This is a genomic window from Jatrophihabitans sp. YIM 134969, from assembly GCF_054456675.1.
This window is the reverse complement of the sequence record NZ_JBTJEQ010000019.1, coordinates 47,319-67,916: the sequence shown is the minus strand read 5'-3', so window position 1 is coordinate 67,916 and position 20,598 is coordinate 47,319. Positions and strand designations below refer to the sequence as shown.

Annotated in this window: 20 protein-coding genes; 11 read left to right on the top strand and 9 right to left on the bottom strand. The window is 72.7% G+C overall.

All coding sequences use genetic code 11. The annotated features are described in order from the left end of the window. The first annotated feature begins 7 nt into the window (after positions 1–7). Positions 8–451: a universal stress protein gene (locus tag ACXR2U_RS12090; RefSeq protein ID WP_458825269.1), complete on the top strand. Its 444-nt coding sequence runs from the start codon at positions 8–10 to the stop codon at positions 449–451. Between the two features lie 35 nt (positions 452–486). Further along, the gene (locus ACXR2U_RS12085; RefSeq protein WP_458825268.1) at positions 487–1,500 is read left to right on the top strand and encodes an adenylate/guanylate cyclase domain-containing protein; all 1,014 of its coding nucleotides are present in this window, start codon (positions 487–489) and stop codon (positions 1,498–1,500) included. Here ACXR2U_RS12085 and ACXR2U_RS12080 read toward each other — a convergent pair. Further along, a complete protein-coding gene (locus tag ACXR2U_RS12080) occupies positions 1,486–2,001 on the bottom strand; it encodes a hypothetical protein (RefSeq protein ID WP_458825267.1) in 516 nt (171 codons plus the stop codon). The genes ACXR2U_RS12085 and ACXR2U_RS12080 overlap by 15 nt on opposite strands. Before the next feature lie 64 nt (positions 2,002–2,065). On the opposite strand from ACXR2U_RS12080, the gene ACXR2U_RS12075 reads away from it, so the two are divergent. Beyond that, on the top strand, positions 2,066–3,241 hold the full coding sequence (locus tag ACXR2U_RS12075; RefSeq protein WP_458825266.1) for a cupin domain-containing protein: 1,176 nt from the start codon (positions 2,066–2,068) through the stop codon (positions 3,239–3,241). Here the strand turns inward: ACXR2U_RS12075 and ACXR2U_RS12070 are convergent. The 3 genes from ACXR2U_RS12070 to moaA are packed head-to-tail and all read right to left on the bottom strand — an operon-like array spanning position 3,238 to position 5,260. Further along, positions 3,238–3,801 carry a nucleotidyltransferase family protein gene (locus ACXR2U_RS12070; protein WP_458825265.1) on the bottom strand — a complete coding sequence of 188 codons (564 nt, stop codon included), beginning with the start codon at positions 3,799–3,801 and terminating at the stop codon, positions 3,238–3,240. The genes ACXR2U_RS12075 and ACXR2U_RS12070 overlap by 4 nt on opposite strands. Beyond that, the gene (locus tag ACXR2U_RS12065) at positions 3,798–4,238 is read right to left on the bottom strand and encodes a molybdenum cofactor biosynthesis protein MoaE (protein WP_458825264.1); all 441 of its coding nucleotides are present in this window, start codon (positions 4,236–4,238) and stop codon (positions 3,798–3,800) included. The genes ACXR2U_RS12070 and ACXR2U_RS12065 overlap by 4 nt, the downstream gene beginning before the upstream one ends. Further along, positions 4,235–5,260 carry a GTP 3',8-cyclase MoaA gene (gene moaA, locus ACXR2U_RS12060; protein ID WP_458825263.1) on the bottom strand — a complete coding sequence of 342 codons (1,026 nt, stop codon included), beginning with the start codon at positions 5,258–5,260 and terminating at the stop codon, positions 4,235–4,237. The genes ACXR2U_RS12065 and moaA overlap by 4 nt, the downstream gene beginning before the upstream one ends. A 51-nt stretch (positions 5,261–5,311) precedes the next feature. Here moaA and ACXR2U_RS12055 point away from each other — a divergent pair, with 51 nt between their 5' ends. Genes ACXR2U_RS12055 through ACXR2U_RS12025 form a run of 7 tightly spaced genes read left to right on the top strand, consistent with a single transcriptional unit; the run spans position 5,312 to position 13,125 of the window. Then, positions 5,312–6,220 (top strand): AAA family ATPase, encoded by a 909-nt coding sequence (locus ACXR2U_RS12055; protein WP_458825262.1) that lies wholly within the window; start codon positions 5,312–5,314, stop codon positions 6,218–6,220. After that, positions 6,217–7,329, top strand: a complete 1,113-nt coding sequence (locus tag ACXR2U_RS12050) for a vWA domain-containing protein (protein WP_458825261.1) — start codon at positions 6,217–6,219, stop codon at positions 7,327–7,329. Before ACXR2U_RS12055 ends, ACXR2U_RS12050 begins: the two co-directional genes overlap by 4 nt. Further along, positions 7,322–8,446: an XdhC family protein gene (locus tag ACXR2U_RS12045; protein WP_458825260.1), complete on the top strand. Its 1,125-nt coding sequence runs from the start codon at positions 7,322–7,324 to the stop codon at positions 8,444–8,446. Before ACXR2U_RS12050 ends, ACXR2U_RS12045 begins: the two co-directional genes overlap by 8 nt. Positions 8,447–8,505: 59 nt before the next feature. Next, positions 8,506–9,000 carry a (2Fe-2S)-binding protein gene (locus ACXR2U_RS12040; RefSeq protein ID WP_458825259.1) on the top strand — a complete coding sequence of 165 codons (495 nt, stop codon included), beginning with the start codon at positions 8,506–8,508 and terminating at the stop codon, positions 8,998–9,000. Next, a complete protein-coding gene (locus ACXR2U_RS12035) occupies positions 8,997–11,465 on the top strand; it encodes a xanthine dehydrogenase family protein molybdopterin-binding subunit (RefSeq protein ID WP_458825258.1) in 2,469 nt (822 codons plus the stop codon). The genes ACXR2U_RS12040 and ACXR2U_RS12035 overlap by 4 nt, the downstream gene beginning before the upstream one ends. Next, the gene (locus ACXR2U_RS12030; protein ID WP_458825257.1) at positions 11,462–12,319 is read left to right on the top strand and encodes an FAD binding domain-containing protein; all 858 of its coding nucleotides are present in this window, start codon (positions 11,462–11,464) and stop codon (positions 12,317–12,319) included. Before ACXR2U_RS12035 ends, ACXR2U_RS12030 begins: the two co-directional genes overlap by 4 nt. 20 nt (positions 12,320–12,339) lie before the next feature. Continuing rightward, complete coding sequence (locus tag ACXR2U_RS12025) at positions 12,340–13,125, top strand: SRPBCC family protein (protein WP_458825256.1); 786 nt, start codon at positions 12,340–12,342, stop codon at positions 13,123–13,125. Positions 13,126–13,144: 19 nt separating this feature from the next. Here the strand turns inward: ACXR2U_RS12025 and ACXR2U_RS12020 are convergent, their stop codons facing one another. The 5 genes from ACXR2U_RS12020 to ACXR2U_RS12000 form a co-directional block, all read right to left on the bottom strand. Beyond that, positions 13,145–13,591, bottom strand: a complete 447-nt coding sequence (locus tag ACXR2U_RS12020; protein WP_458825255.1) for a response regulator — start codon at positions 13,589–13,591, stop codon at positions 13,145–13,147. Beyond that, complete coding sequence (locus tag ACXR2U_RS12015) at positions 13,588–15,276, bottom strand: sensor histidine kinase (RefSeq protein WP_458825254.1); 1,689 nt, start codon at positions 15,274–15,276, stop codon at positions 13,588–13,590. The genes ACXR2U_RS12020 and ACXR2U_RS12015 overlap by 4 nt, the downstream gene beginning before the upstream one ends. Beyond that, entirely contained in the window at positions 15,273–16,532 is a 1,260-nt protein-coding gene (locus ACXR2U_RS12010; protein WP_458825253.1) for a PP2C family protein-serine/threonine phosphatase, read from the bottom strand. Before ACXR2U_RS12010 ends, ACXR2U_RS12015 begins: the two co-directional genes overlap by 4 nt. Positions 16,533–16,868: 336 nt before the next feature. Continuing rightward, positions 16,869–18,647: a S8 family peptidase gene (locus ACXR2U_RS12005; RefSeq protein ID WP_458825252.1), complete on the bottom strand. Its 1,779-nt coding sequence runs from the start codon at positions 18,645–18,647 to the stop codon at positions 16,869–16,871. A gap of 64 nt (positions 18,648–18,711) precedes the next feature. Then, positions 18,712–20,040 (bottom strand): aspartate aminotransferase family protein, encoded by a 1,329-nt coding sequence (locus tag ACXR2U_RS12000; protein WP_458825251.1) that lies wholly within the window; start codon positions 20,038–20,040, stop codon positions 18,712–18,714. Between the two features lie 77 nt (positions 20,041–20,117). Here ACXR2U_RS12000 and ACXR2U_RS11995 point away from each other — a divergent pair, with 77 nt between their 5' ends. Next, positions 20,118–20,561 (top strand): Fur family transcriptional regulator, encoded by a 444-nt coding sequence (locus tag ACXR2U_RS11995; protein WP_458825250.1) that lies wholly within the window; start codon positions 20,118–20,120, stop codon positions 20,559–20,561. Positions 20,562–20,598: the final 37 nt, after the last annotated feature.

Genomic DNA, 20,598 nt, shown 5'->3' with positions numbered 1-20,598 from the left:
GCTGACGATGGCGTCGTACACGACGATCGTGGTGGGGACCGACGGGTCCGACACGTCGATGCGCGCGGTCGAGCGCGCGGGGGCGTTGTCGGCGGACGCCGGCGCGAAGCTGGTGCTGGTCTGCGCCTACCTGCCCGACGGTGACCACAAGCGGGAGCAGGACCAGCTCGGCGGTGAGGCCTACCAGATCGTCGGCTCCGCGCCGGCCGAGGGGATCCTGCAGCGTGCCGAGGACCACGCGGTCAAGACCGGCGCCCGCGACATCGAGAAGCTCGCGCTGCGCGAGGCCCCGGTCAAGGCGCTGCGCAAGGCGGTCAAGGACACCGGCGCCGACCTGCTGGTGGTCGGCAACGTCGGGCTGAACTCGCTGTCCGGTCGGCTGTTCGGGTCGGTGCCGTCCGACGTCGCCCGCGGGGTCGACATCGACGTGCTCATCGTCCACACCAGCTGACCGGTCAGCCGTGGTGAGCCCGTCGTGAGCCCGTCGTGATCCCGGAGGAGCAGGACCGGCCGAACGACGACCTCGAGACCCTGCGCCGGCAGATCGAGTCGTTCCTGCTCGAGGGGCCCGCGCACCTCACCCGGCAGGAGGTCGCCGGTCGGGTCGGGGTGCCGGTCGACGCCGCCGCCCGGCTGTGGCGGGCGCTCGGCTTCCCCGACGTCGGCGACGACACCGCGGCGTTCACCGACACCGACGTCGAGGTCCTCGCCCTCGCGGTCGACCTGGCGCAGCGCGGCATCGTCGACGAGACCTCGCAGGCGGCGATCACCCGCACGGTCGGCCAGGCCATGTCGCGGCTGGCCGAGTGGCAGGTCGGGTTCCTCTTCTCCCTCATCAGCCAGCAGCCGGCGACCGTCCTCGGCGGCGACCGGGGCGTGCTGGACTTCATCGAGGAGATGGTGCCGGTCCTCGAGCGCTTCCACACCTACGCCTGGCGCCGTCACCTGAACTCCTACGCCTCGCGCTCGCTCGCCGGTCGCGGCGCCGACCGCGCCGAGGACAGCGTGGTGGGCTTCGTCGACATCTCCGGCTACACCAGCCTCACCCGCAAGATCGACACCGACGAACTCGGGTCGCTGCTGGAGCGGTTCGAGTCGATGGCCGCGGACCTCGTCGCGTCTGCCGGAGGCCGCATCGTCAAGAGCCTCGGCGACGAGATCCTCTACACCTGCGCCGACGCCGTGGCCGCCACCCACCTCGCGCTGGAGATCGTTGCGCGCTGCAACGACGACCCCGACATGCCCGACGTGCGTGCGGGTCTCGCGTACGGCGCGATGATGAGCCGCCTGGGCGACGTGTTCGGCTCGACGGTCAACCTGGCCAGTCGGCTGACGTCGATCGCGCGGCCGTCGTCGGTGCTGGTCGACCGCACGCTCGCCGACGTCCTGCGCGACGACGACCGGGCGGACGACCTGACGCTGCGCCCGCTGTCGCGGGTGTCGGTGCGGGGGTTCCAGCACCTGCAGCCGTGGCTGGTCCGGCGGCTACGCACGCGGTGAGCGCGGCCGCCGCCAGCTGACGGTGTCGGCGACCGCGGGGTCGTCGAACACGAGCACCGACTCGTCACACCGCACGAATTCCAGCCCGCCGCCCCGGGTCGGTTCGACCTCACCGGCCAGGAGCAACACCTCGCGTCCGGCGACCCCCAGCAGCACCTCGGCCACCACGTCGTCGTCGATCCGCACGTCGAGCACGTCGAGGCGACCCGTGGGCAGCGCGAGCCGGGCCGGGCGCGCCATCCCGCCGGGCGGGGGCGGGGTGAGCGGCTCGCCGACGTACAGGCCGAACGCGGTGCCGTCCTGGTACGTCCGCACCGTCCGGCGCCCCCCGGCCGCGAGGACCAGGTCGAGCGCCCACAGCTGCTGGAACGGCACCGCGGGGTGCTCGAACACCGCGGGCGTGCCGTCCTCACCGCCGTCGAGCGCCCACTCGGTACCGGACCACGCCGCGACGACGTCCCCGCGCAGGCGTTCGAAGGAGTCCACCGCCTCGGTCCACACGCCCCCAGTCTGTCGGGCCGTGACGCCGCGCGAGCGTCCCGGCGCGCTGACTACGGTCTTCGGGGTGATCCTGCTGCTGCATCCGGGCGCCATGGGCGCCGCCGTCGGACGGTGCCTGGTCGACGCCGGCCACGAGGTCGGCTGGGTGAGCGCCGGACGGTCCGAGGCGACCGCGGCCCGTGCCACCGCCGCCGGGCTCACGCCGTTCGGATCGCTGGCCGAGGCCCTCGCCGACGCCGAGCTGGTGCTGTCGATCTGCCCGCCGCACGGGGCGCTCGAGGTCGCGTACGCCGTCGCCGGTGCGGGTTTCCGCGGCACCTACGTCGACGCCAACGCCGTCTCCCCCAAGCTCTCGACCACCATCGGCCGCGCCGTCAGCGCGGCCGGCGCGCGCTACGTCGACGGCGGCATCATCGGTGGCCCGCCGGTCGAGCCCGGCACGACCCGGCTCTACCTCGCGGGCGACACCGACGGCGCTGTCGGCGCTCGCTTCGCCGGTACGCCGCTCGACGTCGTCGACCTCGACTCTCCCCCGCCCGCGGCCTCGGCGTTGAAGATGACCTACGCCGCGTGGACCAAGGGCACCTCCGCGCTGCTGGTGTCGGCCCGCCGCACCGCCCAGTCGCTCGGGGTCGACGACGACCTGCTGGGCGAGTGGCAGCACTCGCAACCCGAACTGCCCGAGCGGTGGGCGCGGGCCAGTGAGGCCGCGACCGAGAAGGGGTGGCGGTGGGCGTTCGAACTGGCCGAGGTGGGGCGCACCTTCGCCGCCGCAGGTCAGCCCGCGGGGTTCGGCCGGGCCGCGAGCGAGGTGTTCGGCGGTGGCGGCGGTGACCCGGCCCTCGACCCGCGGGCGCTCGGCATGGCCCCGCACCCCGAGGGCGGCTGGTTCCGCGAGACCTACCGCGCCACGACGACCGTCGAGACCCCGCACGGCACCCGCGCCACCGCGACCTCCGTCGCGTTCCTGCTCGAGCCGGGCCAGACCTCCGCGTGGCACCGGGTGCGCTCGGACGAGGTGTGGCTCTGGCAGGGCGGCGGCCCGGTCCGGCTCACCCTCGGCGGCTCCGGGGACCGGCCCGAGACCGACGAGGTGGTCGAACTCGGCGTGGGCGGTCAGCACCTCGTCCCGGCCGGGGTGTGGCAGACCGCCGAACCGGTCGACGGCACCACGCTCGTCGCCTGCGTCGTCACCCCCGGCTTCGACTTCGACGACTTCGAACTGGCCGAGACGGACTAGCGGTTCAACCAGCGGGCGAGGTCCTCGGGGGTGTCGAGGTCGGTGTCGTCGCCCGGCGCGGCCACCTCGTCGACGTCGTCCGGGTGGGCGCGCAGGTAGGCGCGGGCGCCCTCGTCGGGGCCGGCGAGTTCGACGGCCCCGGCCCACCGCTCGACGCTCATGACGGCCGGATGGGCGCGCCGACCGTTGTACAGTGCAACAGCGATCCGGTCGGGCGCGGCCCGCCACCGCTCGACCATGGCAGCCACCGCCTCGGCGCTCACCCCCATCGTGTCGACCAGCGTCACCGCGAGGGCGTCGTATCCCTGTGCAACAGTCAGCGCGCGGGCCAACGACGACCGCATCCCGGTGTCGGCAAGGGGGTTCTCGACCACCAGCGCGTCGGGCCACGGCGCGAGTCCGACCGGCACCACCGCAGCGACCGCGTCGCAGCCGCCGTCGCGCAGGACGGCGGTGGCCCGATCGATGAGACGCTGCCCTTCGACGACGAGGGTCGCCTTCGGTTGCCCCATCCGCCGGCCGGCGCCGGCCGCGAGGACGACACCGAGGACACGGCTCAAGGGCAGTTGACCCACTCGTCGGAGCCGTCGGGGAAGACCTGCCGCTTCCAGACCGGCAGCACCCGCTTGACCTCGTCGACGAGCGCGGCGCAGCCGGCGAACGCCTCGGCCCGGTGCGGCGAGGCCACGGCCGCGACCAGCGCGGACTCCCCCACCTGCAGCGGCCCGGTGCGGTGCAGCACGACCACGCCGGTCAGCGCCGGGTGGGCGGCTGCGACCGTCTCGGCGGCGGTCCGCATGACGTCGGCCGCGGTCGGGTGGGCCTCGTACTCGATCATCGTCACGTCGCGGCCGTCGTCGTGGTCGCGGACGACGCCCTCGAACACCACGACCGCGCCCGAGCGCCGGTCGGCCACGGCCGCGCGGGCGGCCGCGGCGTCGAGCGGGGCGTCGGTGACCTCGGCCCGCAGGACGACCGAAGGGTGGAGGGTGGTCATCCGCCGATGGCCGACATCGGCCGGGTCGGCTGCAGGAACCCCGGGTCGTTGATGTCGTGGCCCGGCAGCTTGCCGAGCATCGCGGCGGCCCACGCCTCGGCCACGACGTCGTCGGACGCGCCCTCGCGCAGCAGCCCGCGCAGGTCGGTCTCGGTGGTGGAGAACAGGCAGGTACGGACCTGGCCGTCGGCGGTCAGCCGGGTCCGGTCGCAGGCGGCGCAGAACGGCGAGGTCACCGAGGCGATGACCCCGACCGTGCCGGGGCCGCCGTCGACGTCGAACAACTCGGCCGGGGCGGCGCCCCGGGGCGTGCCGTGGGGCGTGAGCGTGAACTCGCGCGAGAGCAACTCGAAGATCTCGGCGGCGGTGACCATCGTCGAGCGGTCCCACCCGTGTTGGGCGTCCAGCGGCATCTGCTCGATGAAGCGCAGCGCGTAGCCCTGCTCCAGGCACCAGCGCAGCAGGGCCGCGGCCTCGCCGTCGTTCACCCCGCGCAGCAGCACCGCGTTGACCTTGACCGGGCCGGGCAGCAACCGCGCCGCGGCCTCGAGCCCGGCCAGGACGTCGGCGTGGCGCTTGCGGCGGGTGATGGTCTGGAACACCGACGGGTCGAGGGTGTCGAGCGAGACGTTGACCCGGTCCAACCCGGCGGCGAGCAACGCGGGCAACCGTCGCTCCAGACCGATGCCGTTGGTGGTCAACGAGATCTCCGGACGGGGCGACGCTCCCGCCGCAGCCGCGACGATGGACTCCAGTCCGCGCCGCAGGAGCGGCTCGCCACCGGTGAACCGGACCTCGTTCACCCCGAGCTTCTCGACCGCGATCCGGACCAGCGCGCCCACCTCGTCGTCGCTGAGCAGCCGCTCGGACGGCATCCAGTCCAACCCCTCGGCCGGCATGCAGTACGAACAGCGCAGGTTGCAACGATCGGTGAGGGAAACCCGGAGATCTGTGGCGATCCGGCCGTAGCCGTCGGCGAGCGGCAGGACCGCGGACGACGGTCGCGGCTGCACGGCGGTCATGGCGCGACGGTAGCTGACGCACACCCGGGATGTCGTGTATCCCTGGACGACGTGCCCGCCGATCTGCACTCGCCCACGGCCGTCGCCCGCGCGCTCGACGACGTCGGGTACCTCGCCGACGCCGGGGTCGCGACCGCCGCGTACCTCGCGCTGACGATGCACCGGCCGCTGTTCCTCGAGGGCGACCCGGGGGTGGGCAAGACCGCGTTGGCCACCGCACTCGCTGAGGTCACCGAGGCCACCCTGGTCCGCCTGCAGTGCTACGAGGGCATCGACGCGAGCCAGGCCCTCTACGACTGGGACTTCCCCCGTCAGCTGCTGCACCTCCGCGCGAGCGAGGCGGGCGGCGACACCGCCACGGCCGAGGGTGAGCTCTACGACCGCCGGTTCCTCGTGGCCCGTCCCATCCTGCAGGCTCTCGAGACCACGCCCGCGGTCCTGCTCGTCGACGAGATCGACCGGGCCGACGACGAGTTCGAGGCCTTCCTGCTCGAGGTGCTCGCCGACCACGCCGTCACCATCCCCGAGTTCGGCACCGTCCGCGCCGAGGTCCCGCCCCTGGTGGTCGTCACCTCCAACCGCACCCGCGAGGTCCACGACGCCCTCAAGCGTCGCTGCCTCTACCACTGGGTCGCCCACCCGGCGCTGGACCGCGAGATCGCGATCGTGAAGCGCCGCCTGCCCGACGTCAGCGCCACCCTGGCCGAGCAGGTCGCCACGGTCGTGCAGAGCCTGCGCCGGGCCGACCTGCAGAAGCCGCCGGGCGTCGCCGAGACCATCGACTGGGTGCAGGCACTGCACCTGGTCGGCGCCGACCGCTTCGACCTCGAGGCCGCGGTGACGACGTTGGGGGCGGCGGTGAAGTACCGCGAGGACCAGACCCGGGTCGTGCGCGACGTGCTCCCCGAGGCCGTCGGCGTGCTGCAGATGTCCGAGCGCCACCTGTCCGAGCACCCGTGAGCGCCGCGGCCCTCGTGCCGGAGGGGATGGTCGGGTTCGCCGACGCCCTGCGCCGCGCGGGAGTCGCCGCCGACACCACCCGGGTGACGACCGCGCTCGAGGCGATGTCGCACCTCGACCCGCTCGACATCGACCAGGTCTACTGGGCCGGCCGGCTCACGCTGGTCGGCGAACCCGACGACCTCGCGCGCTACGACGCCGTGTTCCAGCTGCACTTCCTCGACCGGTTGCCGCCCGACGCCGGTCCTCCGGTCGTCGCCGCGCTGCGGGCGCTGCCGCTCGGTACGGACGGCGAGCGCGGGAACGGGAAGCAGGCCGACGACGACAGCCCGCCGTTGCTCTCGGCGGCCAACGACGCCGAGGTCCTCCGCCGCCGCGACATCGCCGAGATCGACGTGCTCGAACTCGACGAGCTGAACCGGCAGATCAGCGCGCTGCGCCCCCGGACCGCACCCCGGCGCACGGCGCGGCGCCGCTCCGGCGGCCGCGAACGCGTCGACCCGCACCGCACGGTCCGGGCCATGCTGCGCTCGGGCGGCGAGCCCGGCCTGCTGGCCCGTGACCGCCGCAGGGTGAAGACCCGCCGGCTGGTCCTGCTGCTCGACGTCAGCGGGTCCATGACGCCGTACGCCGACGCCCTGCTGCGCTTCGCCCACGCCGCGGTGCGCGAGAACCCCGCGGGCGTCGAGGTCTTCACCCTCGGCACGCGCCTGACCCGTGTCACCCGGGCGATGCGGCTGCGCGACCCCCTGCAGGCGATGCACGCGGCCGCCGACGCCATCCCCGACTGGTCCGGCGGCACCCGCATCGGCGAGTCGGTCCAGGCCTTCCTCGACCTCTGGGGCCGCCGGGGCACCGCCCGCCGAGCGGTGGTCGTGATGTTCTCCGACGGCTGGGAGCGCGGCGACGCCACGCTGCTCGGGGAACAGATGGGTCAGCTCGCGCGCTTGGCCCACCGCGTGGTGTGGGTGCATCCTCACCGCGGCAAGGACGGTTTCGCGCCCGTGACCGGCGGGATGGTGGCCGCCCTGCCCCACGTGGAAGACCTGGTCGCGGGACACACCGTGGCCGCACTCGCCGAGGTAGCCGAGGTGATCGCCCGTGCGTGACGTCATGACGGACCTGCGTCGTTGGTGGGACGACGGCGCGACGGTCGGGGTGGGGACCGTCGTCCGGACCTGGAAGTCCGCACCACGCCAGCCCGGCGCGTCGATGCTGGTCGGACCCGACGGCACCGCGGTCGGCAGCGTGTCCGGCGGCTGCGTCGAGGGCGCGGTCTACGAGCTCGCGACCCAGGTCCGCGACGACGCCACCCCGGTGCTGCAGCGCTACGGCGTCAGCGACGATGACGCGTTCAGCGTCGGCCTGACCTGCGGCGGCATCATCGACCTGTTCGTCGAACCGGTGTCGCGCGCGACGTTCCCTGAGTTCGGCGCGGTGGTCGACGACGTCGAGGCCGGGGTGCCGGTCGCGGTGGCCACCCTGGTCGAGGGCGACCGGGTCGGCGCCCGGCTCGTCGTGCGGGCCGACAGCGTGTCCGGGACCCTCGGCTCCGAACGCCTCGACGACGCCGTGCGCGACGACGTCCGCGGCATGCTCGCGCAGGGCAGCACCGGCGTCGTGCGGTACGGCCGCGAGGGCGAACGGCGCCTCGACGACATCGCGGTCTTCGTGGCGTCCTACGCGCCCAAGCCCCGCATGATCGTGTTCGGGGCGATCGACTTCGCGGCGGCCGTCGCCCGCGCCGGCAGCTTCCTGGGCTACCGCGTCACCGTGTGCGACGCCCGCCCCACCTTCGCCACGCCCCGCCGCTTCCCCGACGCCGACGAGGTGGTGGTCGAGTGGCCGCACCGGTACCTCGCGGCGACCGAGACCGACCCGCGCACCGTGCTGTGCGTGCTCACCCACGACCCGAAGTTCGACGTGCCGCTGCTGGAGATCGCGCTGCGCATGGACGTCGCGTACGTCGGGGCCATGGGCTCGCGTCGCACCGGCGACGACCGCGAGAAACGCCTCCGTGAACTCGGCTTGACCGACGACGAACTGGCCCGCCTGCACGCACCCATCGGCCTCGACATCGGGGCCCGGACCCCGGAGGAGACGGCGATCTCCGTGGCCGCGGAGATCGTCGCGCTGCGCTGGGGCGGAACGGGTCAGCCGCTGCGCCGCATCGACGGCCCCATCCACCACGAAGTCGCCGCAGCTGCGGACGTGTTCACAAGTTGAACAGCGCGACCTCGCAGTAAGGGTGTCCTCACCCGCCACCGGCGGGTGATGGTGAGCACATGACTCGGATCAACGTCACCGTCGACGGGGTCGCGTACTCCGACGAGGTCGAACCCCGCCTGCTGCTCGTCCACTACCTGCGCGAACGGCTCGGCAAGGTCGGCACGGTCGTCGGCTGCGACACGAGCAACTGCGGCGCCTGCACCGTCCACCTCGACGGCCAGAGCGTGAAGAGCTGCTCGGTGCTCGCGGTCCAGGCCGACGACGCCGAGGTGCTCACCATCGAGGGGCTCGCCGACACCGCCCCCAACGAGAACGGGCTGCACCCCGTCCAGCAGTCCTTCCACGACAAGCACGGCCTGCAGTGCGGCTACTGCACCCCCGGGATGATCATGGCCGCCTGCGACCTGCTCAAGAACAACCCGAACCCGTCCGAGGCCGAGATCCGCGAGGGCATCGAGGGCAACCTCTGCCGCTGCACCGGCTACCAGAACATCGTCGCGGCCATCGGTGACGCCGCCACCAAGATGAGCAACTCGGAGGTCTCGGCATGACCGACGTCGTCGACGCACCGGCCGGAGGCGCGCAGATCGGCGCCGCCCGCACGCGCAAGGAGGACCGGCACCTCATCACCGGTGCCACCACCTGGACCGACAACATGACCCTGCCGGGCATGCTCCACATCGCGCTGCTCCGCAGCCCGATGGCGCACGCCAGGATCGTCTCGGTCGACACCACCGAGGCCAAGACCCGTCCGGGCGTCATCGCGGTCTACACCGGCCAGGACTTCAAGGACGTCCAGGGCAACGTGCCCTGCGCGTGGCCGGTCACCAAGGACATGGTGAACCCGGGCGCGCCGAGCATCGCCGTCGACCAGGTCAACCACGTCGGCGAGGTCGTGGCCATCGTCGTCGGCCGCGACAAGACCTCAGCCCAGGACGCCCTGGAGGGCGTCGACGTCGAGTACGAGCCGCTGCCCGCCGTGCTCAACATGGAGGAAGCGGTCACCGAGGGCTCGCCCCTGGTGCACCCGAACACCCAGAGCAACAAGAGCTACACGTGGGCCTTCGAGTCCGGCGCGGCCGGGACCGGCGGCTCCATCGACGAGGCGCTGTCCTCGGCCGAGGTCACGGTGAGCCGGCAGTTCATCCAGCAGCGACTGGTCCCCGCGTTCATGGAGCCCCGCTCCACCGTGGTGCAGCCGGTCGGCAACGGCGTGACGATCTGGTCGTCCACGCAGATCCCCCACATCCTGCGCACGATGATGGCCCTGACGCTGGGCATCGAGGAGCAGCAGGTACGGGTGATCGCGCCCGACGTCGGCGGCGGCTTCGGCGGCAAGATCCCCGTCACGCCCGAGGAGATCATCACCACGATGGTCGCCCGCAAGCTCGGCAAGCCCGCGAAGTACACCGAGTCGCGGTCCGAGTCGCTCATGGCCGCGCACCACGGCCGCGACCAGATCCAGAACATCACCATCACGGCCAAGCGCGACGGCACGGTCACCGGCCTCGACGTCCACCTGCTCGCCGACATGGGTGCGTACCTGCGCCTGGTCGGCCCGGGTGTGCCGGTGCTGGGTGCGTTCATGTTCCCGGCGATCTACAAGGTGCCGGCGTACCGGTTCGTCTGTGACGGCATCTTCACCACCAAGACCCCCACCGACGCCTACCGCGGTGCCGGCCGCCCGGAGGCCACGTACGCCATCGAACGGATCATGGACGAGCTCGCCCACGAGCTCGACATGGACCCGATGGAGCTGCGGCAGAAGAACTGGATCACCCACGAGGAGTTCCCGTTCACGACCGTCGCGGGCCTGACCTACGACGTCGGCAACTACGAGGCCGCCACGGCCAAGGCCCTCGAGATGATGGACTGGGACGCCCTCAAGGCCGAGCGTGACCGTCGCCGCGCCGAGGGTGACACCGTTCAACTCGGGCTCGGCATCTCCACGTTCACCGAGATGTGCGGCCTCGCACCGTCGCGCGTGCTCGGCTCGCTGGACTACGGCGCGGGCGGCTGGGAGACGGCGTCCATCCGGATGCTCGCCACCGGCAAGGTCGAACTGGTCACCGGCGCCTCGGCGCACGGCCAGGGCCACGAGACGGCCTTCAGCCAGATCGTCGCCGACAAGCTCGGCGTCGCCTTCGAGGACGTCAGCGTCATCCACGGCGACACCGCGAGTTCGCCCAAGGGTCTCGACACCTACGGGTCGCGCTCGCTGCCGGTCGGTGGCCCCGCGATCGTCATGGCGGCCGACAAGGTCATCGAGAAGGCCAAGCGTGTCGCCGCGCACCTCATGGAGGCCAACGAGGACGACCTCGACTTCGCGAACGGGTCGTTCACCGTCAAGGGCTCGCCGGGTGCGGCCACCTCGATCCAGGAGGTCGCGTTCGCGACCTTCATGGCGCACAACCTGCCCGACGGCATGGAGCCGACCCTGGACTCCAGCGCGACCTACGACCCGGAGAACTTCTCGTTCCCGCACGGCACGCACCTCGCCGCGGTGGAGATCGACACCGAGACCGGCTTCACAAAGCTGCGCAAGTACGTCTGCGTCGACGACATCGGCGTGGTGATCAACCCGCTCATCGCCGACGGCCAGATCCACGGCGGGCTCGCGCAGGGCATCGCGCAGGCTCTCTACGAGGAGGCGGTCTTCGACGCCGACGGCAACCTCACCACCGGCACGTTCGTCGACTACCTGCTGCCGTCGGCGATGGACCTGCCGAGCTTCGACATCGATCGCACCACCACGCCGTCCACCACCAACCCCCTCGGGGTCAAGGGTGTCGGCGAGGCCGGCTGCATCGCCTCGACCCCGGCGATCATCAACGCCGTGGTCGACGTCCTGCGCCCCTACGGGGTCAACGACATCCAGATGCCGGCGACCCCCGAGCGGGTGTGGCGGGCGATCCACCAGGGCAAGGAGAAGTCCGACCGCGCGGCCGAGGGCACCAACGCCTACGGCGGCGCGTCCACCACCAGTAGTGACGGATCGACGGGAGACCAGCTGTGATCCCCGCAGCGTTCGACTACGCGCGTCCCACGTCCATCGAGGAGGCCGTCGCGGCGGTCGCCGCGGCCGGGGAGGACGGCAAGATCCTCGCCGGCGGTCAGTCGTTGCTGCCGGTCCTCCGGCTGCGGATGTCCTATCCCGAGACCGTCGTCGACGTCGGCCGGGTGCCGGAGATGCGCGGTGTCCGCGACGACGTCGACGCCATCGTCATCGGCGCCATGACCACCCACCACGACGTCATGAACGACGCGCTGGTCAAGGAGCACGCCCCGCTCATCGCCCAGGCGACCGCCACCGTCGCGGACCCGCAGGTCCGTCACCGCGGGACGTTCGGTGGGGCCCTCGCCCACGCCGACCCCGCGGGTGACCTCGGGGCGGTCGCACTCGCGCTCGGTGTCGAACTGGTGGCGAACGGCCCGAACGGGGCGCGGACCATCCCGGCGTCGGAGTTCTTCCTCGACTACCTCACGTCCTCGCTCGCGCCCGACGAGGTGCTCACCGCGATCCGGGTACCCAAGCTCGGCGAGGGCTGGACCAGCCACTACGAGAAGTTCAACCGGGTCGCGCAGGCCTGGTCGATCGTCGCGGTCGCGGCCGTGGTGAAGCGGCAGAACGGGTCGATCGCCGAAGCCCGCATCGGGCTGACCAACATGGGCTCGACACCGTTGCGTGCTGCAGCGGTCGAGAGCGCCCTGGTCGGCGCCGACGCGTCGGTGGAGGCCGTCAAGGCGGCGGCAGCTCATGCCGTCGAGGGGACCAGCGCACCGAGCGACCTCAACGGCGCGGCAGACTACCGCAACGCGTTGGTCCAGACGCTCACCCAGCGCGCGGTGGTCACCGCCGCCGGTCTGTAGACGGCGCTAGGGTCGCACCTGTGGAGCTGGAGCACTCGTTCACCGTCCCCGTCGGCATCGACCGGGCCTGGGAGGTGCTGCTCGACGTCGAGACGATCGCGCCTTGCATGCCGGGCGCGGCACTCGACACCGTCGACGGTGACGCCTTCACCGGCACGGTCAAGGTCAAGCTGGGTCCGATCGGTCTGACCTACAAGGGGAAAGCCTCGTTCGTCGAGAAGGACGAGACGGCCCACCGGGCGGTCATCGACGCCCAGGGTCGTGACGCCCGCGGCAACGGCACGGCCAACGCCAAGGTCACCGCGACCCTCGAGGCCGACGGCGACACCGCGACCAAGGTGGTCGTCTCGACCGACCTCGCGATCACCGGCAAGCCCGCGCAGTTCGGCCGCGGCGTCATGGTCGACGTCGGCAACAAGCTGATCGGGCAGTTCGCCGACTGCCTCGCCGGCAAGCTCAGCGCGGACGAGGTCCCGGCCGAACCCGCGCCCGCCCCGGAGCAGGCGGGTCCGGCCGAGACCAGCGCGCCGGTCGCGGAGTCGACCTCCACCGCCACCTCGACGGCCACGGCCGGCGCGGCGGCGGCACCGACGCCGACCGCGGCGACCGCACCGAAGCACGCCGCGGCCGGAGCAACGCCGGCACCCGCCGCCACCGGCCCCCGCAAGGTCGCCCCGGTGGCCGCGGCGGAACCCATCGACCTCATGGCCTCGGCCGGACCGGCCGTCGCCAAGCGGGTCGTGCCGCTGGTGGCGGGGATCGTCGTGGCGGTCGTCGCCTTCGTCCTGCTGCGCCGCCGGCGCTGAGCTCCCGGCCGCTCCCGACTCAGGTCGGGGGCAGCCGGGCGACGGTCGCGAAGAACTCGTCGATCGACTTCACGACCTCGGCGAAGTCGTCGAAGTCCACGGGCTTGCTGACGTACGCGTTGGCGTAGAGGTCGTAACTGCGCACGATGTCCTCGCCGGCCTGCGAGGTCGTCAGCACGACGATCGGGATGCGGCGCAGGTCGGTGTCGGCCTTGACGTGCTCGAGCACCTCGTGGCCGCCCATGCGCGGCAGGTTGAGGTCGAGCAGGATCAGATCGGGCTTCGGGGCGTCCGTGTACGCACCCTCGCGGCGCAGGAACTGCAGCGCCTCCACCCCGTCGTTGACGACGTGCAGGTTGCTCGCGACCTTGCCGGCGCGCAGCGCCTCCTCGGCGATGACGACGTCACCCGGGTCGTCCTCCACCAGCAGCACCTCGAGGGCGGCCGTGGAACGGGAGAGCGTCATGGGGTGGTTCCTTCGGGGAGGGTGAAGCAGAAGCGGGCTCCGGTGCCGGAGCCCGGCGGGTCCAGCCAGATCGTGCCGCCGTGGAACTCCACGATCTTCTTGCTCACGGCCAGGCCGATTCCCGTGCCACCGTAGCTGTCCCGTAGGTGCAGCCGCTGGAAGATGACGAAGATGCGTTGCGCGTACTGCGGCTCGATGCCGATCCCGTTGTCCGCCACGCCGATCACCCACTCGTGACGCGGCGGTGCGTCGACCCCGGCCGGCTGGTTCATGAGCCGGCGCTCGGCGGTGATCTCGACCCGCGGCACCTGCTCGCCGTGGTACTTCAGCGCGTTGCCGACGAGGTTCTGCACGAGGGTCACGAGCAACGTGCGGTCGCCCGGCACGGTCGGCAGGTCGGGGGCGACGTCGACGAGCCCACCGGTCTCCTGCAGCGGTCCGGCCAGGTTGTCCAGCGCCTCGCGCACGACGTCGGCGAGCGGGACGTCGACGAAGCTGTCGGTGTTGCGGCCGACCCGGGAGAACGAGAGCAGGTCGTTGATGAGCGCCTGCATGCGCTTCGCGCCGTCGACCGCGAAGTGGATGTACTGCCCGGCGCGGTCGTCGAGCTGCTCGCCGTACTGCCGTTCGAGCAGCTGGCAGAAGTTCGACACCTTGCGCAACGGTTCCTGCAGGTCGTGCGAGGCGACGTAGGCGAACTGCTCGAGGTCGGCGTTGGAGCGGGCGAGCGAGGCGGCACTGAGCTCGAGCCGCGTGCGGGCGTTCTCGACCTCGGCCAGTTCGCCGACGATGCGCCGGCGCATGGCCTCGACGTCGCGCGCGACGTCGTCGATCTCCGCCGGACCGCCGCCGGTCACCTCGTGGGCCAGGTCGCCGTCACTGACCCGCCGACTGGCCGCGGCGATGCGGAACAGCGGGGTGATGACGCGGCGCCGGATGCCGGCGAACACCGCCGTCGAGGCCACGACCACGACACCGAACCCGACCGCCACCGCGACGATCAGCCACTGCACGGCACTGTGCACCTGGTCGACCGCCTCGGTCCGCGCGGCGACGAGGACGGCGGAGAGGCTGGCGTAGCGGGCGCGGACGTCGTCGAACAGCTCCTTGCCGCGCGTGTTCGGACCCCGCAGCAGCTCCTGGACGGCCTCCCGGTCGCCCGCACGGGTGGCGTCGATGAGCGGCTCGGCGAAGTCGCTGCGCCAGGTGTCCGCGGCGGCGAGCAGCTCGGTGAGCTCGGCCGCGGCGGCGGTGTCCGCGGGCCGCAGGTAGCCCCGCAGCTGGGCCACCGCGGTGCCCATCGCGACCAGGCCGTCGGAGTAGGGCTGCAGGTAGGAGTTGTCACCGCTCAGCGCGTACCCGCGCGCGCCGGTCTCCTGGTCGAGCAGGGCGGCGTTGATGTTCGACGCGCGGATGACGGCCGGCCCGATGTGGTCGTTCTGGGCGTCGACCGCGGAGGTCAACGCGGCCAGCGCGACCGCGATGCCGGCCACGGCCGCGAGCTTGACCAGGGTGAACAGGGCGAAGCCCCAGTTGGTCGACCGGCGCAGCGAGATGCCCCGCCGGGCCGAGCGGATCGGCGGCCGGTCGGCGGCGACCAGGGCCGGAGCCGGGCCCGCCGGTGCGGGCGCCGGGGCGGTCGCGGGAACCGGTGCGGTGGCCGGCCGTTCCGCGAGGTCGGTCACGACGGGTCCGCGGTGGTCGCCAACGCGACGACCGCCATGTCGTCCGTGACGACCCGGGGCGCGCGCGCCACCACCCCGGACAGCCAGACCTGCGGGTCGCGGTGCGCGGCCGCCGTGGCCGCGGCGAGCAGCCCACTGAAGCCGATGTCGGTGACGTCCACGTGGTCGCGGAAACTGTCGAGCAGGCCGTCGGTGTAGAGCATGACCTGCCAGGCCGCCCCGAGGGGGACCACGGTGTCGACCGCCGGCACCACCGCGCGGGCGATCCCGAGCGGTGGCATGACGTGCAGATCCGGCTGCCAGGCCACTCCCCCGTCCGACACCACGACCGGCGCCGGGTGACCCGCACTGCGCACGGTCATCGAACGGCGGTCCGGGGCGACCGTGATGTCGCAGACGGTGACGAACGGGTTGCCCACCGCCCGTTCGGAGGTGAGGACGGTGTCGAGGGTCGCGAGCACGGTCGGGTCGGGCAGGCCCGCGAGGACCAGCGCGCGCCAGGCGACCCGCAGGTGCACCCCGAGCGCTGCTTCGTCCGGGCCGTGACCCATGACGTCGCCGATGATGGCGCGCACGCTGCCGTCGGCCCGCTGCACGATGTCGTAGAAGTCCCCGCCGAGGAGGGTGTGGTCGCGGCCGGCGCGGTAGGTCGTCGCGGAGGCGATGCGGCGGCCGTCGAGCACCGGCCGCGGGAGCAGGCCGCGTTCGAGGCGGGCGTTCTCGGTCGAGCGCAGGCGGGCCTGCTCGAGGGCGAAGGCCGCCCGCTCGACGCGCTTGCGTTCGACCGCGTAGCGGATCGCTCGGGAGAGCACCTCGGCGTGCAGGCCGTCCTTGACCAGGTAGTCCTGGGCGCCGGCCGCGAGCGCCGGCTGCCCAGACTGTCCGGCGAGGCCGGTGAGCACGATGACCGCGGTGTCGATGGTCGAGGTCATGCCGCGCACGGACTCCAGGCCGGACGCGTCGGGGAGCCCCAGGTCGACGAGCACGCAGTCGGCGGGGCGTTCGACGACCGCCCGGCGCCCCTCGGCCAGCGTCCGGAACCACCGCACGGAGTCCTCGGGGATGCCGGCGTCCTGCAGGGCCGCGGCGAGCAGGAACGCGTCGCCCTCGTCGTCCTCGACGACGAGCAGCTGCAGCGCGCGCAGGTCGACCGGGTCCAGGCCGGTGTCGGGCGGACCGGACGGAGCGGTGTCGACGCGCGCGACCGTCACCGGGGCGGCGGGCCCCGGGACGTCGAGCGGCAACTCGGACAGCATCGGCCCCACTTCAGCGGCGAGACCGCGGCGGGGTGCCGCGACGGGGGGACCTTACCGATCTTCGGTCGGTCGCGAACCTCGAACGGCCCAGGCGTTCTGCGGGATGTCGGACGCCCGGCGGGATCGACACCGGAAAGGCACCCGGGGAGGGGTTGAGCGGGAGGGGCGCTGGGTACTAGCTCGGTGCCCGACCGAGGTGGCAGTCCGAGGTCGGGTTCACGGGGGGAGCTCCGGAGCGCGCGTGCACGGCGCGCCCGTCGAGCGACCGAGCCGCTGACGTCCTCGCCCGGTCGTGCTTCGGGGGAACCGACCGGGCGAGGCGCAGCGGGCTCAGAGTCAGACCGATCCCGAGGTCACCGCCCGGTTGGCGTTGATCTCGCCGCGCCCGTAGAAGCCGTTCTTCGTGGTCGGCCCGGCACACGTCGCGTCGTAGGTGACCACCGCGCCGGTCGTGGTGACGAGCGTGTACCGGTAGGCGCGCGGCGACGGGCAGGCCGTCTTGGTCGCGGTCGACGCCATGATCGACTCGGTGGTCGCCGGCGGCAGGGTGAGCCCGCCGTGCACCCGGTCCTTGGTGCCGTAGTGGCTCACGACCAACGCCGCCACGCCGACGGCGTGCGGGGCGGCCATCGACGTGCCCTGCAGGTACTGGTAGTAGGCACAGACGCTCTCCCGGCAGTCCCGCACGACCGACGGCGTGTTCGGGGTGCCGTCCGGGTTGAGCACGCCGCTCGACTGCGCGAGGTGCAGCGGGTACGCGGCGAGCACCGCGCCCGCGATGTTGCGGCGGCTGTCCGGGGTGTCGTAGGCGTCGCCGCCGGGGGCCGACAGGTCGGTCTGCTCGGTGCCGTAGTTGGAGTAGTACGCCTTGCGGCCCGACGGCCCGAGCGAGCTCACCGACAGCACCCCGCCGGTCTCGGTCGGCACGTTGAGGCAGGAGTTGTCGACCTCCCGCGGGTGCGCCGCACCGGCCGGGAAGTCCGGGCTGCTGTCGTCGAACGTCGGGTTGCCGAGGTCGGTCGCCTCGTTGCCCAGGGCCGCCACCGGCAGCACGCCGTGGGCGCGGGCGTAGTCGACGGCGCGCTGGGTGGCGGTCCGGACCACCCGCTGCTCGCTGCGCTCGGCAGGGGAGTCGGCCGGGTTGTCCAGGCAGTTGTAGAGCCAGGGATCGGTGTAGAAGCTCATGTTGACGACGTCGACCCCGATGTCGCCCGCGTAGGTCAGCGCCTCGAGCGTGGCCTGCAGGAAGAAGTAACCGGAGTCCTGCCCGGCGCGCAGGTTGACCAGCGTCGCCTTCGGCGCCACGCCCGCGATGCCGAGGCCGTTGGCCGGTGAGGCGATCGTGCTCGCGACGTGGGTGCCGTGGCCGTCGTCGTCGACGTTCGAGGGGTCGACGCAGGTCTCGACCTCGCACGGGCCGTCGATGACCGGCATGTCGACGGTGAAGTTGTGACTGAGTCCGGCGTCGAAGTTGGGCTTGATGTCGGGGTGGGTGCCGTCGATGCCGGTGTCGATGACACCGACGCGCACGCCGGGCTTGCCGGGCTCGGTCGCGTACGAGCCCGTGGGCGTCGCGCCGATCCGGCGCATGTCCCACTGCAGGCTCGCGAGCGGTTCGGGTGAGGTCGGCGAACCGGCCTTGGCGACCGGGAGCGCGGTGTTGGTGTCGGCGGCGTCGGCCACCACCCGTTCCCGCACCGACGGGCCGCGGTCGGTCGAGACCTTCTCCACGACGTCGCGGTCCTTGCCGGTGAACGGCGAGGTCTTGCCGACGATCCGGTCGCGGGCCGTGCCGGCCACCGCCCCGGAGGCGTTGACGCGATCGGCGAAGTCGGCCCGGGTGCTCTGCACGACGGCGTAGCCGACGCCGACGTTCTCGACCACGACCCGGCCGCCGGACCGCGCGATCGCGGCGCGGGCGCCGGCGTCACTGCTCGCCGTCTTGTAGAGCACCACGTACTCGGTGACCGCGCCGTCGCGGGCCGCGGCGGGCGCGGCGGGGTCGGCTCCGGGACCCCCGGGTGCGGCGGTGGCGGACCCGGTGGTCGTGGCCACCGCGAGGGCGGCGGTCGTGACGGCGGTGGCCAGCAGACAGGTGACGCGACGGGGACGCATGGGTGGAACCTAGGGCGAACCGGACACCACCACAAGGTCCGGTGAGCTCCGGATCAGGATCGGGTCAGCGCGCCGCGGTGACGTCGCCGATCGCCCGGCCGATGAGCTCGACGCCGAGGTCGATCTCCTCCTCGGACGCGGTGAGGGCCGGCGCGATGCGGAACGTCCCGCCCATCCCCGGCAGCTGGACCACGTTGAGGTGCAGCCCGAGTTCGAGGCATCGGGTGGTCACGGCCGCACCGAGCCGGTCGGCGCCGTAGGCGGAGGTGTCGTCGTCGTCGACCAGCTCGAGGCCGACGAGCAACCCACGCCCGCGGACGTCACCGATGACCGGGTGGACCCTGGCCAGGTCCCACAACCTGCCCCGCAGCCGCTCCCCCAGCACCGCGGCGCGTTCGTCGAGCCGGTCGCGGGTCATGACGTCGAGGACCGTGGTGCCGACCTGCGCGACCAGCGGGTCCGAGACGTGGGTGGTGAAGAAGAGGTAGCCGCGCTCGTGGGCCGTCGCCTCGATGGCCGCGGACGTGACCACCGCGGCGAGGGGCAGCCCGGCGCCGAGGGTCTTGCTCAGCGTGAGGATGTCGGGAACCACGCCGTCGCGCTGGAACGCGTACCAGAGACCCGTGCGGCACACGCCGGTCTGGGCCTCGTCGAGCACCAGCAGCATCCCGCGCTCGTGACACTTGCGCTGCAGCGCCGCGAGGTAGCCCGGCGGCAGGTCGATCACTCCCCCGGACGACAGGATCGGCTCCACGATGCAGGCGGCGAGGCTGCCGACCGACTGCGCGTCGACGAGGTCGAAGGCGAGGTCGAGCTGGCGCTCCCAGTCGAGCGTGCCGTCGGGGTGGGTGAAGTCGGGACGGAACGGGTTGGGGGTCGGGATCGCGATGTTGCCGGGCGCGGCCGGCCCGTACCCCTTGCGGCCCGAGCTGTAGGTCGCACTGGCCGCGGCGTGGGTCATGCCGTGCCAGGAGCGCGCGAACGAGACGACCTCGTGCCGCCCCGTGACGAGCTTGGCCATGCGCAGTGCGGCTTCGTTGCTCTCTGCACCGGTCGACAGCAGGAGCACCTTCTCCAACGGGTCGGGCAGCGTGGCCGCGAGCCGTTCGGCGAGCTCGACGACCGGGCGGCTGAGCAAGCCGCTGTAGAGGTGGTCGAGGGTGGCGATGCCGCGCTGCACGGTGGCGACGACGTCGGGGTGCGAGTGCCCCAGCACCGCGCTCATCTGCCCGGAGGTGAAGTCGAGGATGCGACGGCCGTCCTCGGTCGTGAGCCAGCTGCCCGAGGCCGAGGCGATGATCTCGGGGCTGAAGCCGCCGGCGCCGCTGTAGCGGACGAGGTGGCGGTCGGCGGCGGCCCAGAACGCCGGGTCGCGGGCGGGTGCGTCGGTCACGCGGTCAAGGTAAGGCCTCGCCCCGGATCCGGTGTGCTTTCTTGACTCACTCAAGAAGAGACGGCAAGCTGGGGGGCGTGCCGGACACCGTGGAACTCGAGTCCACGTTGCGCGCGGCGTCGCTGCGCGTGACCCGCCCGCGGGTGGCCGTCCTCGGCGCCGTGCACGCCCACCCGCACGCCGACACCGACACCCTCATCGCCGCCGCGCGCGACGACCTCGGCCCGGTCTCGCACCAGGCCGTGTACGACGTGCTGCGGGCACTGACCGAGGCGGGGCTGGTGCGGCGCATCCAGCCGTCCGGGTCCCTCGCCCGGTACGAGGCCCGCGTCGGCGACAACCACCACCACGTCGTGTGCCGCTCGTGCGGTGTCATCGGCGACGTCGACTGCGCGGTCGGGGACACCCCGTGTCTCACCGCGTCCGAGACCCACGGCTTCACGATCGACGAGGCCGAGGTCGTCTACTGGGGCCTGTGCCCCTCCTGCACTGCCGCGGTCAGCGCGGCCGACCCGACCTGACACAGCATCTTCAACAGAGAGGACCACCAGTGCCGCA

What these genes read in the sequence shown, in the direction of transcription:
- ACXR2U_RS12090 (WP_458825269.1), top strand. Translation starts at nt 8, where the DNA reads ATGGCGTCGTACACGACGATCGTGGTGGGGACCGACGGGTCCGACACG.
- ACXR2U_RS12065 (WP_458825264.1), bottom strand. Translation starts at nt 4,238, where the DNA reads ATGACCACCCTCCACCCTTCGGTCGTCCTGCGGGCCGAGGTCACCGAC.
- moaA (WP_458825263.1), bottom strand. Translation starts at nt 5,260, where the DNA reads ATGACCGCCGTGCAGCCGCGACCGTCGTCCGCGGTCCTGCCGCTCGCC.
- ACXR2U_RS12040 (WP_458825259.1), top strand. Translation starts at nt 8,506, where the DNA reads ATGACTCGGATCAACGTCACCGTCGACGGGGTCGCGTACTCCGACGAG.
- ACXR2U_RS12035 (WP_458825258.1), top strand. Translation starts at nt 8,997, where the DNA reads ATGACCGACGTCGTCGACGCACCGGCCGGAGGCGCGCAGATCGGCGCC.
- ACXR2U_RS12020 (WP_458825255.1), bottom strand. Translation starts at nt 13,591, where the DNA reads ATGACGCTCTCCCGTTCCACGGCCGCCCTCGAGGTGCTGCTGGTGGAG.
- ACXR2U_RS12010 (WP_458825253.1), bottom strand. Translation starts at nt 16,532, where the DNA reads ATGCTGTCCGAGTTGCCGCTCGACGTCCCGGGGCCCGCCGCCCCGGTG.
- ACXR2U_RS12005 (WP_458825252.1), bottom strand. Translation starts at nt 18,647, where the DNA reads ATGCGTCCCCGTCGCGTCACCTGTCTGCTGGCCACCGCCGTCACGACC.